Here is a 14771-nt window from a genome sequence, read left to right as displayed (position 1 = left end):
TTGCAAATAAAAGGAGGAAATTGATTATGAAGCGAAACATGACGGCAACAGTGATGGCATTGGCAATGAGCACGTTTATGACGTCAGCGGTGCTAAGCGGATGCGGCGGCACTCCGAAGGAGACTGCGCCGGAGACAGCCAAGGAACAAAAAACGGAGGTCCGGACCGCGGATACTACTGGGGAAAGCGGAAGGGACGAAGAAAGCAGCGCCGAAGCAGCATCAGGCAGCTATGAGGATAAGACGATTGGATTTGTGGGGATGACTTTAAACAACGAATATCATATTACCCTGGCCAACGGCGCCAAAGTGGAAGCAGAGGCAAAGCACGTCAAGATTGAGGTCCAGGCCGGAGATCAGCATGCCAGCGCTGATGCGCAGCTTGGCATTATTGAAAATATGATTGCCAACAAGGTGGACGGAATCCTGCTGGTTCCCAGCTCTTCTGATGGTTTGGAATCCGCTCTTACAAAATGTAAGGAAGCAGGCATCCCTATCATCAATCTGGATACAAAGCTGACCGATGAGAGCCTTGCCAATGTGGGCCTGGATATCCCGTTTTATGGAACCAATAACTACGAAGGCGCCAAACTGGCAGGTGAATATGTGGCGAAAAACTTTGAGCAGGGAACAAAGACAGCCATACTTAAGGGGATTGAAGGACAGACCAATGCAGCGGACCGTTACAATGGATTTATAGAAGGAGCCGGGAATACGGTAACCGTTGTGGCTGAACAGACAGCAAACTGGGAAGTGGACCAGGGATATACAGCTGCCCAGAATATCATAAGCGCTAATCCGGATGTTGAACTTTTCTTCTGCTGCAACGACAATATGGGTATCGGAGCATTAAGAGCCATCAAGGAAGCTAATATGCAGGAGCAGATTCAGATTATCGGATTTGATGCTGTCAGCGAAGCGCTGAACCTGGTGGAAAACGGGGAATTCCTGGCAACCGTGGCACAGTATCCGGCTGAAATGGGAAAACTGGGTGTGGATAATATGCTTAAAATATTTGATGGCGGCGAAGCAGAATCCTATATTGACACCGGAACGGAAGTTATCACAAAGGACAATGTAGGTGAGTTTAAGGATTACTTAAAAACCTTTGAGTAGGAGCAGGGTTGGAGTCTTGCAAAGGATTTTTCATATGGGATCCGAACATACTCCAGGCCATAATAAAATGAGAGCTGCCGGCAGCAGCGGAATGAGAGGCAGAAATGGACTTTAAAAAATGTATTGTAGAGAGCGGGAAAAAGCTGGAGAATTCAGGCCTTACTGTTGAGACATGGGGAAATATCAGTATCCGCGATCCTGAGACCGGGCTGGTATACCTGACGCCCAGCGCCATGAAATACAGCACCATTGCAGAAGACGATGTAGTGGTCTGCAGGCTGGACGGAACAATCGTGGAAGGGCACAGGAAACCGACCATTGAGACAGGGCTGCACCTGGCTGTCTACAGAAACAGAGAAGAGGTAAACGCAGTCATCCATACCCATCCCATGTATTCCATGGTATACGCCACTCAGGGTAAGGACATTCCTCTGATAATAGATGAGGCAGCCCAGGCCATGGGAGACACCTGCAAATGTACACAGTATGCACTGCCCGGTTCTGAAAAACTGGCGGCTGAGTGTGAAAAGGCATTGGGAAAGGAAGCAAATTCCTGTCTTCTGCATTCCCATGGAGCTGTCTGCGTGGGGGAGAGTATGGACGCAGCGTTTAAAGTGGCAACCGTCCTGGAGGCAACAGCCAGAATTCTTTACATGATTGAAGCCACAGGCGGAAAACCGGCAGGGATATCCCCTGAAAATGTAGCGGCGATGAAGGACTTTGCCAAAAATCATTATGGACAGGGTAAATAGCGGGTTATAAGAGAGAATGGGAACATAAAAGAATAAGAAACATAAAAGGCAGCAGTGCATTTCTCTGCTGCCTTTTACTGGGTGCGCCCGGCGGGCGCACGTTCTAACGGGTGAAAGTCCCTGACCCGCCCGGCAGTGGGAAGGGTGCAGCCAATGGCAAGGGCGTCATCGTGAGGTGGGGTCTGAAGGAAGCCGGAGGCAAACCACTGGCCTGTAAAAGTTGTCCGGATAGGCTGTGAAGCGTGGATGAGGTTGCCTAACAAACTAAAGTCCAATAACTGCACGGAACGCCAGCAGTAAACGGGGCAGGTATAAGTGGGAAAGAACGTGTGAGTACCCGGGGAGGTCTCACGGACGTGAAAGTGGCGATAAAACATTCGCTGTCACGGAGTAAAGCCTGCCGTGAGAAGTCAGCAGAGGTCATAGTACCGGGCGGTCGCAAACGCACCGGGAAGGACTGAACAGTAGGAGGTGTCGTTACCAAATGGAAACCGGACATGGAATTAAGTACAGACAACTTCATATTGAGGACTACCTGCGAGAGATACCTGCGGAACAGGGAAGGGAAACAGGAGAGTACGCCCATGAAAGGATTACCGGGAACCCCGACACCAACACGGACTTTCGGACGGACAACCTGCTAGATACGATTCTTAGAAGCGACAATCTAAATGCCGCCTATAAGAAGGTCAAAACGAACAAAGGCGTTGGTGGGATTGACGGAATGCAGGTGGATGAACTTCTACCCTACCTGAGAGAACACCAGTCCGAATTGGTCGAGCAGGTGAGGGAAGGCAAATACAAGCCAAACCCAGTCCGAAGGGTAGAAATACCCAAAGAGGAGAAAGGAAAAACAAGGAAACTGGGGATACCCACAGTGGTAGACAGGGTAATCCAACAGGCAATCGCACAGGAACTGACTCCCTTATATGAAGAACAGTTCTCTGACAACAGCATCGGATTCCGTCCCGGCAGAGGGGCGCATGACGCACTGGAAAGATGTAGGAAATATATCAACGAAGGATATGTCTACGTGGTCAGCATGGATTTACAATCCTACTTTGACACGGTGAACCACAGCAAGCTGATAGAGGTGCTGTCGAGGACGGTGAAGGACGGGAGGGTAATCTCGCTGATACACAAGTACCTGAAAGCCGGAGTAATGGAGGACGGAGGATTTCACGCAACGACCGAGGGCGTGCCGCAGGGAGGCCCGCTAAGTCCCTTATGTGGAAATGTCATGCTGAATGAGTTGGACAAGGAACTGGAGCGCAGGGGACACAAGTATGTGAGGTATGCGGATGACTGCCTGATTCTGTGCAAAAGCAGGAAAAGCGCAGAGAGGACGATGGAAAACATTGTGCCATTCATCACAGGAAAAGTGTTTCTGAAAGTCAATCTTCAGAAAACGACAGTGAGCCACGTCAGCAAGATAAAATACCTGGGCTACGGCTTTTACCGGCATAAAGGGAAATGCCGCATGAGGATACACCCGAAGTCGGTGGCAAAAATGAAGAACCGGATACGGGAGCTGACAACCAGAGGGAACAAATGGAGCAATCAGGAGAGGGAAGAAAAACGCCGAAGCTATGCAAGGGGATGGATTAACTATTATCGATATGCAGACATGAAAAGCCTGATGGAACAGACGGATGAGTGGCTGCGCCACAGAATCCGAGCGGTGTACTGGAAACAATGGAAGAAGGTACGCACAAGATATAAAATGTTGCGGGCGTTACATTTACCAGAGTGGAAGGTGCATGAGATGGCGAACTGCCGAAAGGGAGTGTGGAGAGCGGCGGGAATGCTCAACTCGGCACTCACCAAAAGAATCATAGTGGACAGACTTGGTTATCCCGATATGACTGCCCACTATCTGAAAGTCCGAGTAAACTATTGAACCGCGTAGTACCGAACGGTACGCTACGTGGTGTGGAAGGGGAGGTTAAAATCTCCCCTATCCGATTGTTATGAACATCGGGTAAGCAAAAAAAGCCTCTCCAAGGCTTTTTGCATTTACAGAGCAGGTGATGGGAATCGAACCCACGTATCTAGCTTGGAAGGCTAGTGTTCTACCATTGAACTACACCTGCGTGACGACCGTTCTGTCACACGGTCAGTGCCCAAAGTCGGAATCGAACCAACGACACGAGGATTTTCAGTCCTCTGCTCTACCAACTGAGCTATCTGGGCATTTGCCTATCTGAAACAAGCAGGAATCATCAGCCGCTATCCTTACAAGCTCTGCTCCATCAGCGACATCAACAATTTTACAAGATTTCTCCGACATTGTCAAGATGATTTTTGCGTAAAATAAACTTAATTCGTTCCTGCGTATTTGGGGGAAACAAAAAGACATGGCAGACCGGCCATGTCTCTGAGAATATTTTGCTACACATACTCCTTACGCCCGCTGGCATCCGCAATGCCTTCATCTTCCCTGTATTTGGCAACGGTCCGGCGGGAGATGGATATGCCGCGTTCTGCCAGCTTTTCACCCAGGAGGCGGTCGCTGTAAGGCTTCTTTTTGTTTTCTTCCTCTATGATTTCCCGGAGCACCCGTTTGATATCCGCGGCAGTCACGGATTGGGCGCCGTTTTCATTGCCGCTGCTTTCCTGGACAGCCACGCTGCGCGAGAAGAAGTAGTTCATAGGGTATACGCCCCAGGAACACTGAAGGTATTTCTTGCTGACAGCTCTGCTGACAGTGGATTCATGGATGTCCAGTTCCTGGGCGATATCTGCCAGCCTTAATGGACTCAGATGGGCAGGCCCAAAGGTAAAGAATTCCTCCTGGTGTTCCAGGATGGCCCGGGATACCTGCATAAGTGTCTTTCCGCGCTGGGTCACACACTGCTTCACCCACTCGGCCTGCCGGATTTTATTGCCCAGATACTCCTTCAGTTCGGAGGACTCCGGATTCTGGTTCATCTGGCGGTAGTAGCTGTTAAGCTCAATGGTGGGATACATGGATTCGTTCAGCAGTATGTCAAAATGGTCCTTGAATTTTACAATGGTCACATCCGGTATAATATAGCGGAGCTGGTCCCTGCTGCTGAAGGATACGCCCGGCTTTGGATTCAGGGATTTAATAATCTGACAGTAACCGGCGGTTTCAGCGGGAGAGAGGCGCAGCTTCCTGGCAATGGCCGGAATCTGGTTCTTGGCAACCATTTCCAGGCAGTTGTCAATGATGGATTCCAGTACCGGGGTCAGCATATTCCTGCGTTCCAGCTGCAGCTTCAGGCATTCCTCCAGTGAACGCGCGCAGACGCCGGAGGGGTCCAGAGCCTGGAGGTCGGACAGAAGATCTTCCACAAGCTCGGTATCGGTCCCAAAGTAGGAGGCAATGGTCTCTATGCTCTCTTCCAGATAGCCCTTGTTGTCGAGACATTCCAGCATGAACTTAATGATTTCCGTTTCCTGGTCCGTGAAGTTTTCCGTGATGAGCTGGGACCACAGATAGTCCTGAAGGGTCTCTCCGTCGTCCGTGTTTATATTCCAGCTGGATTTAAAGTCGTAGTCATCGTCATTATTCTGGCGCTGGTACAGATAGTAATTCTCCTCATTGAAAGAATTAAGCCATTCCTGCTGTTCGATGGACTCGCGCTGTTCTTGTGCCGTGGGCGGCTCCACAATGTCGATTACCGGGTTTTCCAATGCCAGTTCATTGATATAAGTATTCAGCTCCTGAGAAGTCATCTGAAGAATCTCAGCTGACTGAATCATCCGCTGTGACAAAGTCTGGGTCTGTTTTACCTGTAATTTTAGGTCCATAACACTTCCTTCTTTCGTGATATCTCATAAGGTGATGATTGCAGCCGGGCAGTATGAGACAAAAAATGTTTCCGGTCCGCCCGGGGAAATTTTAATGAGATAATTATAACACAGATGGCCTTTTGGTACAATGATGCACTTGGACATTTAAAGGGGCTATTTAAAGTCTGTTTAAAGTTAGCAAGAAAGCAGCTGCGTGTAAACAGGAGCCAGGCAGCGCCCGGACAGATGGCCATGCAAATCAGCCTTTTAAAACCCGTGGAGGCATGTTATAATATCGCCATGGTCCACCGCAGGGAAATGGACGGAAACGGATGCCGATGTTTTGCAGGGCATTTCCAGGGCATTTTCCGGGATCCTGCGGACGGAAGAATGAATTCAGGAAGGAAAATATTTCATGCTATTTAGTTCCATGATATTTTTATGGCTGTTCCTGCCCTTTGTGCTGGTGGTCAATCTGGTGCTGCCAATCCGGTTAAGCAACCTGTTTCTGCTGGCAATGAGCTTTATTTTCTACGCGTGGGGGGAACAGGAGTATATATGGCTTCTCCTTTTGTCACTGGCAGTGAATTACGCAGGCGCCATGGGGATGGAGGCTGTGCGGGGCAGAGGGCATGACGCGGGGACAGCCGGAGCTGACGCGGGGACAGCCGGAGCTGACGCGGGGACAGCCGGAGCTGATGCGGGGGCAGCCGGGGACGCTGCCATGTCAGACAGGCAGACCACTTCCGGCGCCTCTAAGCAGACGCTCATCACCCCGGATAAGCTGCTCCTTGTGGCGCTGGTTGCGGTGAACCTGGGGTTTCTGGGGTATTTTAAATACTTCGATTTCCTGACCGGCCTGGTAAATAAGCTGGCGGGAGGCACCGTGATGGAGCCAAAGAACCTGCTGCTGCCGGTGGGCATCTCATTTTACACTTTTCAGATGATCTCTTATGGGGCGGATGTGTACCGTGGGACCATACGGGCCGAGAGAAACCTGCTGAACCTGGGACTTTACATGTCCTTTTTCCCTAAGATGATACAGGGACCTATTGAGCGTTATCAGGGGATGGGGGCATGTATCAGAAACCGTCATGTGACGCCTGAGCTGTTTGCCTGCGGAGCCAGGCGGTTTATCTACGGACTGGGCAAGAAGGTTATACTTGCCAACCAGTTCGGAAGCGTGGTGGACAAGGTTCTGGCCAATCCCATGGACCAGATTAGCGGAGGTTTGGGATGGTACGCGGGAATCCTGTATACACTTCAGATTTATTTTGATTTTTCAGGTTATTCGGATATGGCGGTGGGCCTTGGCAAAATGCTGGGCTTTGAGCTGACAGAGAATTTCAATTATCCGTATCTGGCCAGAACCGTGGGAGAGTTCTGGCGCAGATGGCATATTTCTCTTTCCGGCTGGTTTAAGGACTACCTCTATATTCCTCTGGGCGGAAGCAGGAGGGGGACGCTGGTCACCTGCCGCAATCTGATGATCGTGTTTCTTTGTACCGGATTCTGGCATGGCGCCGGCCTGTCCTTCATTGCGTGGGGAATGTATTACGGCTGCCTTCAGGTGGCGGAACGGCTGTTTTTAAAGCGGCGGCTGGATAGGCTGCCTGCCGCTGTCAGCTATATTTATATGTTCTTCGTTACCGTGGTGGGATGGACCATGTTCCGGGCGGATTCGCTTACCAGAGGACTCATGCTGCTTGGGCAGATGTTTCTTCTGCGGCCGGGGATATATGATACGGCCATGTATATGAGCCATAAGACCATAGTCTATATGGTGATTGGAATGATGCTGTGCGGCCCGTTTCAGGCCCTGGTCCCCTGTTTCAGGAAACATATGCAGGACGGCAGGAACATTTACCTGTCTGAAGGCCTGGGACTTATATTGCTGTTCGCCTACTCGATTGTGATGGCTGTGGGCAGCACCTATAATCCGTTTATTTATTTCCGGTTTTAGAGAGGAGGATGCAGGTGAGACAACGCGCAAAAGCATATATATTTGCAGGCATGTTCCTGGGGATGATGATACTTCCCAGACTCCTGTTCGTACCTCTAAAGGACTATGTGGATACGGAGAATTACGAAAACCGGATTTACCAGGAAAAGCCGGTTCTTAATTTCAGGAATCTCAGGGCGGCGGACCTTAAATCCTATCCGGGTCAGTATGACGCCTACTTTAATGACCATCTGGCCTTTAAGAATCCCATTGTGGCCTTCGGAAAACTGGCGGACATCCACGTGTTTGGGGAGGTTACATCCGATGCCGTGCTTATGGGAAAGGACGGATGGATGTTCTATAAGCTGAAGGGGGAAATGGAGGACAGCATTGCGGACTACCAGGGAACCAATCGCTACAGTGAAGAGGATCTGGAACGGTTTGCCGCGCTGCTTAAGCAGGCCGATGAAAACCTGGCTTCCGGAGGGACGAAGCTGGTTTTCTATATGGTTCCAAACAAGGAGCAGGTGTACAGTGAGTTTATGCCCTCCTCCGTGAAAGTGGTTCAGGAACAGTCCAAGGCGGATTTGCTGTACGCATATCTGAAGGAGAATACGGACTGCGATGTGTACTATCCCCTGGATGAGTTCAGGAAGGCCAAGGATGACTGGTGCCAGATATACAGGAAGTACGATACCCATTGGAATGATATGGGAGCATTTATGGCGTCCCGGATGGTGATACAGGATATAGACGGGGAGCCGTTCGGCCCGGAATCATACCGCTCTTATGATATTGAAAACAGGGGAACCTTCAGCGGGGACCTTGCAACCATGCTGAATCTTCAAAAGTACTATGACGATGATCCGTTCCTCAAGGTGTCAGGCTACAGGGAGGATGTGTCCTTTGAAATGGATTACCAGAATGAACATGAGACCATTACCCACTACTCCTCAGACGCAGAGGGGAAGGCAGAAAAAATCCTTATATGCAGGGATTCCTTCGGGGTACACATGGCTGAGTACTTTGCCAGGAACTACCCGGACGTGACGCTGATGGATTACCGGACAGAGGACTGCGGGGCAGCCGCCCTTGAGCTTCGGCCGGATGCAGTGGTGATTGAGGTGGCGGAACGGTATACGGATTATATGTTTGGACTGCTGGAACGCCTGGGGACCATTGGATACGGGATGGAATTAACCGGTGACTGAAACGGGCGGAATGGAAAAACGGCAGCGAATCTGATTGGGGTCAACCGGATTGTGCTGCCGTTATTATTATATATGATATGGAAGAGCGCAGCTAAGCTTACCCGGCCAGGAATCCTTTTCCGATGATTTCGCTGGAGTTGGATATCAGCATGAAGGCGGTGGGCTCAATGGCGCGGATATAGTTGCGCAGCTTTAATGCCTGGCTGCGTTTCATGGTGGTCATGATTACCGTCTTTTCATGATGGGTAAACGCTCCCTCTGCATGGTATACCGTGGCGCTGCGGTGCAGCGTGTTGATGATATAGTCGCAGATCGGCTCCGGGTCGTCACAGATAATATTAAAGCATTTGCACAGATTCAGATTCTCAATCACATCGTCAATGACCAGGGATTTGGCCGCCAGGCCGATGGTGGAGAACAGCCCTGTCTCAGGTCCGAAGATGAAAAATGAGGAGGCCGCGGCCGCCACATCCACCAGCATGAGGACGGTTCCTATGTTAAGACTGGTATATTTCTTAAGTATCATGGCGATGATATCTGTACCGCCGCTGGAAGCGCCCAGATTAAAGAGGATGGCTGTGCCCACTGCCGGCAGGAAAATGGCGAACAGCAGTTCCAGCAGAGGTTCGGTTGTCAGCGGCCTGCTTAAAGGACAGACACGTTCCAGCAGGGAAAGGCTGATGGACATGACCATACTTGCATAAACGGTCTTTATTCCAAACCCCTTACCCAGGAAAATGAACCCTAATACCAGCAGAGAGGTGTTCACAATAAATGTGAAGTCACTGGCGGACCAACGGCTGATTTCACTTACTACCGTGGAAAAGCCTGTAACGCCTCCGAATGCAAAATGATTGGGAAACTTGAAAAAGTAGATTCCAACCACCATAATCCAGATGCTTACTGTAATGATGCCATATTCGGCTGCCGTGTGCCAAAATGGACTTTTTATCTCGCTCATAATCTCTGCTTCCCTTGTATGAACCGAGTAACGGATACGCGGAAAGTTTACCCCCTTTGTGGCCTGAAGGTCACGTATTCATTGTTGTTCCATCCATATAATAGGCTGAAACTACTACAAGTGCAATCACATTTTTTGTTGAAACAGCCACAAGTATATAACTGTAGCCGGGAAAGCCTTGTGAATAAAGGAGAATACAGTATTTGGGGTATAGGTGGCGCAAAAACAGCTTGTAACCACTATATATATGGTTTATAATGGTGGGCGTGACATCTGGAAAAGGAATGCACGGATGTCAGGAATTAGAGAAGGAGAGCAAAAGGTCATCATGGCGAAAAGGAAAGTGGATATAGATTTGGACTATAAAGGGCTGGAACAATGCCTGGAAGGAATCGGAAGGGATTTTCAGGGGGAGGGATACGGGCTGGAGCGCCTGTTTGAAAGGTACCGATCCTTTCACAAGCAGGGGATGGAACCTGCGGAGGGCATGGAAGCCCTGATTCGTTCCGCGGCGGAACTGACTTCCAAGGAAGCACCTATGTGGGAATTTGCAGCGGCCAGGCTGCGGTACTGCCGTTTTGCCTGTGAGATGGAGGAACAGCTCAGGGGGCTGGGAATCAGGGGGCTCTATGAAAAGATTTCATATCTGACAGACCAGGGATTATATGGTGATTATATTCTGAAGCATTACGGCCGGGAGGAGATAGAGGAGGCGGAAGGATTTCTGGATGATGAGAGAAATAAGCTCTTTACCTATGCGGGACTGGATTTGCTCCTTAAGCGGTATGTGATCCAGGACCACAGCCATCATCCGTTAGAGACGCCCCAGGAAATGTATCTGGGCATTGCCCTGCACCTGGCCATGAAGGAAGATAAGGCGTGCAGGATAAAATGGGTGCGCCGGTTTTACGATATGCTCAGCCGGATGCAGGTAACCATGGCCACCCCCACCCTGTCCAATGCCAGGAAGCCGTATCATCAGCTTTCCAGCTGTTTTATTGACACTGTGCCCGACAGTCTGGAAGGAATTTACAGAAGTGTGGACAACTTTGCCCAGGTCAGCAAATTCGGCGGGGGCATGGGCTTGTATTTCGGAAAGGTCAGGGCTGCGGGAAGCAGGATCCGGGGCTTTGAGGGGGCAGCCGGAGGCGTAATCCGCTGGATTAAGCTGGTGAACGATACGGCTGTGGCAGTGGATCAGCTGGGCATGCGCCAGGGCGCTGCGGCGGTTTATCTGGACGCCTGGCACAAGGATCTGCCGGAGTTCCTTCAGCTTCGGACTAATAACGGGGACGACCGCATGAAGGCCCATGACATTTTCCCGGCCGTGTGTTTTCCTGATTTGTTCTGGAGGATGGCTAAGGAGAATCTGGACCAGAACTGGCATCTGATGTGCCCCCACGAGATTCAGACCGTAAAGGGATACTGCCTGGAGGACTGTTACGGGGAGCTGTGGGAGGAACGGTATCTGGACTGTGTGGAGGATGACAGGATATCCAAGCGCACCGTGCTGTTAAAGGATGTGGTGCGCCTGATTATCAAGTCCGCGGTGGAGACAGGCACACCCTTTATCTTTAACCGGGATACGGTAAACAGGGCCAATCCCAACAGCCACCGGGGCATCATATACTGTTCCAACCTGTGCACCGAGATTGCCCAGAACATGTCTCCCATAGAAAGTGTATCGACTCAGGTGCTGGAGGTAAATGGGGAGACCACGGTGGTCCAGACCACACGGCCGGGAGATTTTGTGGTCTGTAACCTGGCCAGCCTCTGCCTGGGGGCCATTGATGTGGATGATCCGGGCGAAGTGGAGCATATTGTTGCCAGTGCCGTGAGGGCCCTGGATAATGTGATTGACCTGAATTTTTATCCGCTGGCCTATGCCGGAATCACCAACCGGAATTACAGGGGAATCGGCCTGGGAGTCAGCGGTTACCACCATATGCTGGCAAAGCACGGCATCCGGTGGGAGAGCGGGGAGCATCTGGCCTTTGCGGACCGGGTGTTTGAGCGGATTCATTACGCGGCTGTCAGGGCCAGCGCCAATCTGGCGGCGGAGAAGGGACGTTACCGGTATTTTGAGGGAAGCGAATGGCAGACAGGAGCATACTTTGAGAAGCGCGGGCTTGTGAGCGGGGAATGGAAATCGCTGGCGGAACAGGTGGCGGAGTATGGAATGCGCAACGCCTATCTTCTGGCTGTGGCGCCTACCAGCAGCACCAGCATACTTTCCGGTACAACGGCTGGCCTGGACCCCGTGATGAAGCGGTTTTATCTGGAAGAGAAAAAGAACGCCATACTGCCCAGGGTTGCCCCGGACCTGACACCACGGACCTTCTGGCTGTATAAAAGCGGATACACCATGGACCAGACCTGGACGGTGCGGGCCGCAGGCGTGCGCCAGAGGCACATTGACCAGGCCCAGAGCGTGAACCTGTACATTACCAATGATTACACCATGCGCCAGCTGCTGAACCTCTATATACTGGCCTGGGAGAGCGGCGTAAAGACCCTGTACTATGTGCGCAGCAAGTCTTTAGAGGTGGAGGAGTGTGAAAGCTGTTCCAGCTAAGCGGTTTTTGAAAGGTATATATTAAGAAAGGATATTTGATATGAGTATATTATCGGCCAAGCCCCTGTTTAACCCTCAGGGCGACACGGATAAAAACAGCAGGAGGATGATAGGCGGAAACACCACCAATCTCAACGACTTTAATAATATGAAATACACCTGGGCCAGCAGCTGGTACCGCCAGGCCATGAATAATTTCTGGATTCCGGAGGAAATCAACCTCAGCGCGGACTTAAAGGATTATAAGAACCTGACGGCTCCGGAGAGGACTGCCTATGATAAGATACTGAGCTTTCTGGTGTTCTTAGATTCCATCCAGACAGCCAACCTGCCCTGCATTGCCCAGTATATCACAGCCAATGAGGTAAATCTGTGCCTTACGATTCAGGGATTCCAGGAGGCGGTGCACAGCCAGAGCTACAGCTATATGCTGGATTCCATCTGCAGCCCGGTGGAGCGGGACAGGATATTGTACCAGTGGAAGGAGGATGAACACCTTCTGCGCCGCAATACATTTATTGGAAATCTGTATAATGAATTCCAGGAGAGGAAGGACGATGTGACCCTTCTCAGGGTCATTATGGCAAACTATATCCTGGAGGGCATCTATTTTTACAGCGGGTTCATGTTTTTTTATAACCTGGGAAGGGGCGGAAAGATGCCCGGAAGCGTCCAGGAAATCCGCTATATCAACCGGGACGAGAATACCCATTTGTGGCTGTTTCGCAACATGATTGGGGAGCTCAGGAAAGAGGAGCCGCAGTTATTCACGCCGGAGATGGTGGGTATGCTTAAGTCCATGCTGGAGGAAGGCGTGGCGCAGGAAATCAAGTGGGGGAGCTATGTGATTGGCGATGATGTCCCGGGTCTGACCAGCGAAATGGTTACGGACTACATACGGTACCTGGGAAACCTGCGCTGGAGCGGGCTGGGCTTCGGCACCTTGTATGAGGGGGATGACGAGGAGCCGGAATCCATGAAATGGGTTAACCAGTATTCCAATGCAAATATGGTGAAAACAGACTTTTTTGAGGCAAAGAGCACGGCTTACGCAAAAAGTGCCGCCATTGTTGATGATTTATAGATATGGGGGTATAATGGGGCAGGGATACCGGCATGAGAAGCAGTATCAGAAGCAGTACCAGAAACAGTATCAGACGCCTGGTATCCAACCATATGATTGACAGGAGGAGCGAAAACGTGACAGTAGAAGAAGGGGACCGCAGGACCTGGGAGCTGGCAGGCCAGCTGGTACAGATTGACAGCTCTGACCCGGGAGCCTATGAGAGCCAAATTGAACAGTGGATATATGAATGGCTTACAGAGGAGATAGAGGAAAAGGCAGGAGCGCTTAAGAACCGGATTGAACTGATTCAAAAGGAAGTAATGCCGGGCCGCTTTAATCTTATGGCCCGCATACCAGGGAGAGAAGAAGCTGCGGCGTCTTCCCTTGTGTACATATGCCACATGGATACGGTGATGCTGGGAGAGGGATGGGAGGAAGATACCCCGGCCCTGGGAGCAGTGGTAAAGGAAGACCGCCTGTACGGAAGAGGGGCCTGTGACATGAAGTCAGGCCTGGCCTGTGCTTTGTCTGCATTTTCAGACATGGCGGAGCTGGCCGGAAGTACAGGAGAGCTTCCGGTGCGGCCTTTTGTATTTATCGGAACCGTGGACGAGGAAGATTTCATGCGGGGAGTGGAATGTGCTATCCGGGACGGCTGGGTAGGCCGGGAAGACTGGATTTTAGACACGGAGCCAACGGACGGGCAGATTCAGGTAGCCCATAAGGGCAGGACCTGGTTTGAGTTGACCATGCAGGGAATCACGGCCCATGCCAGCAATCCGTGGAAGGGCGCTGATGCCATTGCCGCCATGGCAGAGGCAGTCTGCCATATCCGCAAGGCCATTGGAAGCTGCCCGGTTCATGAAGATCTGGGTATGTCTACGGTGACCTTTGGACAGATAACAGGGGGATACCGTCCCTATGTTGTGCCGGATTCCTGTAAGGTATGGATTGACATGCGTCTGGTGCCGCCTACGGACACAGCGGCTGCGAAAAATATAGTAGAGGAAGCTGTAAAGGCGGCGGAAGCCGAGATTGCGGGAGTCAGGGGCAGTTACACCGTCACAGGTGACCGTCCCTATGTGGAAAAGGACAGCGGTTCCCGGCTCCTGGCCAGCCTTAAATCTGTCTGCGATCGTGTGACGGGGGAGGACACATATATCGGTTCCTTTAACGGCTACACAGATACAGCAGTCATTGCGGGAACCCTGGGCAACCGCAACTGCATGTCCTACGGTCCCGGCAGCCTGGAGCTGGCCCATAAGCCCAATGAGTACGTGCCGTATGAGGATGTGTGCCGGTGCAGACGTGTTCTGACTGAACTGGCACGGCAGGAGGCATTCTTTCCCTTTGCTTTTTAAGGTCAAATGTGCTATAGTGTAACCAGTTT

Annotated in this window: 12 protein-coding genes and 2 tRNA genes; 9 read left to right on the top strand and 5 right to left on the bottom strand. The window is 51.2% G+C overall.

The window, feature by feature from the left end:
- Nucleotides 1-26 precede the first annotated feature (26 nt).
- Together LA360_RS16655 and LA360_RS16650 are read left to right on the top strand one after the other, a co-directional pair.
- Nucleotides 27-1115 (top strand): sugar ABC transporter substrate-binding protein, encoded by a 1089-nt coding sequence (locus LA360_RS16655; RefSeq protein WP_022201471.1) that lies wholly within the window; start codon nucleotides 27-29, stop codon nucleotides 1113-1115.
- Between the two features lie 104 nt (nucleotides 1116-1219).
- Complete coding sequence (locus tag LA360_RS16650; protein WP_022201472.1) at nucleotides 1220-1867, top strand: class II aldolase/adducin family protein; 648 nt, start codon at nucleotides 1220-1222, stop codon at nucleotides 1865-1867.
- Nucleotides 1868-1941: 74 nt separating this feature from the next.
- Here LA360_RS16650 and LA360_RS16645 read toward each other — a convergent pair whose 3' ends face one another.
- Nucleotides 1942-2130 (bottom strand): hypothetical protein, encoded by a 189-nt coding sequence (locus LA360_RS16645; protein WP_146774916.1) that lies wholly within the window; start codon nucleotides 2128-2130, stop codon nucleotides 1942-1944.
- A 221-nt stretch (nucleotides 2131-2351) separates the two neighbouring features.
- Here LA360_RS16645 and ltrA point away from each other — a divergent pair, with 221 nt between their 5' ends.
- Nucleotides 2352-3767 carry a group II intron reverse transcriptase/maturase gene (gene ltrA, locus LA360_RS16640; RefSeq protein WP_166433694.1) on the top strand — a complete coding sequence of 472 codons (1416 nt, stop codon included), beginning with the start codon at nucleotides 2352-2354 and terminating at the stop codon, nucleotides 3765-3767.
- Nucleotides 3768-3889: 122 nt separating this feature from the next.
- Here the strand turns inward: ltrA and LA360_RS16635 are convergent.
- From LA360_RS16635 to rpoN, 3 genes are all read right to left on the bottom strand, one after another.
- Nucleotides 3890-3960 (bottom strand) — tRNA-Gly (locus LA360_RS16635).
- 27 nt (nucleotides 3961-3987) lie between these two features.
- A tRNA-Phe gene (locus LA360_RS16630) sits at nucleotides 3988-4060 on the bottom strand.
- A 198-nt stretch (nucleotides 4061-4258) separates the two neighbouring features.
- Nucleotides 4259-5644 (bottom strand): RNA polymerase factor sigma-54, encoded by a 1386-nt coding sequence (gene rpoN, locus LA360_RS16625; protein WP_022202591.1) that lies wholly within the window; start codon nucleotides 5642-5644, stop codon nucleotides 4259-4261.
- Between the two features lie 114 nt (nucleotides 5645-5758).
- Here rpoN and LA360_RS16620 point away from each other — a divergent pair, with 114 nt between their 5' ends.
- Genes LA360_RS16620 through LA360_RS16610 form a run of 3 tightly spaced genes read left to right on the top strand, consistent with a single transcriptional unit; the run spans nucleotide 5759 to nucleotide 8779 of the window.
- Nucleotides 5759-6052: a hypothetical protein gene (locus LA360_RS16620; protein WP_057572465.1), complete on the top strand. Its 294-nt coding sequence runs from the start codon at nucleotides 5759-5761 to the stop codon at nucleotides 6050-6052.
- On the top strand, nucleotides 6042-7589 hold the full coding sequence (locus LA360_RS16615) for an MBOAT family O-acyltransferase (RefSeq protein WP_112481408.1): 1548 nt from the start codon (nucleotides 6042-6044) through the stop codon (nucleotides 7587-7589). The genes LA360_RS16620 and LA360_RS16615 overlap by 11 nt, the downstream gene beginning before the upstream one ends.
- A 14-nt stretch (nucleotides 7590-7603) precedes the next feature.
- Entirely contained in the window at nucleotides 7604-8779 is a 1176-nt protein-coding gene (locus LA360_RS16610) for an alginate O-acetyltransferase AlgX-related protein (RefSeq protein ID WP_022202589.1), read from the top strand.
- Between the two features lie 97 nt (nucleotides 8780-8876).
- Here the strand turns inward: LA360_RS16610 and LA360_RS16605 are convergent, their stop codons facing one another.
- The gene (locus tag LA360_RS16605; protein ID WP_112481407.1) at nucleotides 8877-9740 is read right to left on the bottom strand and encodes a YitT family protein; all 864 of its coding nucleotides are present in this window, start codon (nucleotides 9738-9740) and stop codon (nucleotides 8877-8879) included.
- 328 nt (nucleotides 9741-10068) lie between these two features.
- Between LA360_RS16605 and LA360_RS16600 the strand changes: the two genes are divergently transcribed.
- The 3 genes from LA360_RS16600 to LA360_RS16590 are packed head-to-tail and all read left to right on the top strand — an operon-like array spanning nucleotide 10069 to nucleotide 14742.
- Nucleotides 10069-12315: a ribonucleoside-diphosphate reductase subunit alpha gene (locus tag LA360_RS16600; protein ID WP_170321178.1), complete on the top strand. Its 2247-nt coding sequence runs from the start codon at nucleotides 10069-10071 to the stop codon at nucleotides 12313-12315.
- A 40-nt stretch (nucleotides 12316-12355) separates the two neighbouring features.
- A complete protein-coding gene (locus LA360_RS16595; RefSeq protein WP_022202586.1) occupies nucleotides 12356-13399 on the top strand; it encodes a ribonucleotide-diphosphate reductase subunit beta in 1044 nt (347 codons plus the stop codon).
- A 32-nt stretch (nucleotides 13400-13431) separates the two neighbouring features.
- The gene (locus LA360_RS16590; protein ID WP_022202585.1) at nucleotides 13432-14742 is read left to right on the top strand and encodes a M20 family metallopeptidase; all 1311 of its coding nucleotides are present in this window, start codon (nucleotides 13432-13434) and stop codon (nucleotides 14740-14742) included.
- Nucleotides 14743-14771: the final 29 nt, after the last annotated feature.

Source organism: Enterocloster clostridioformis, assembly GCF_020297485.1.
Taxonomy (GTDB): Bacteria; Bacillota; Clostridia; order Lachnospirales; family Lachnospiraceae; genus Enterocloster; species Enterocloster clostridioformis.
This window is presented reverse-complemented; position numbering and strand designations above follow the sequence as displayed.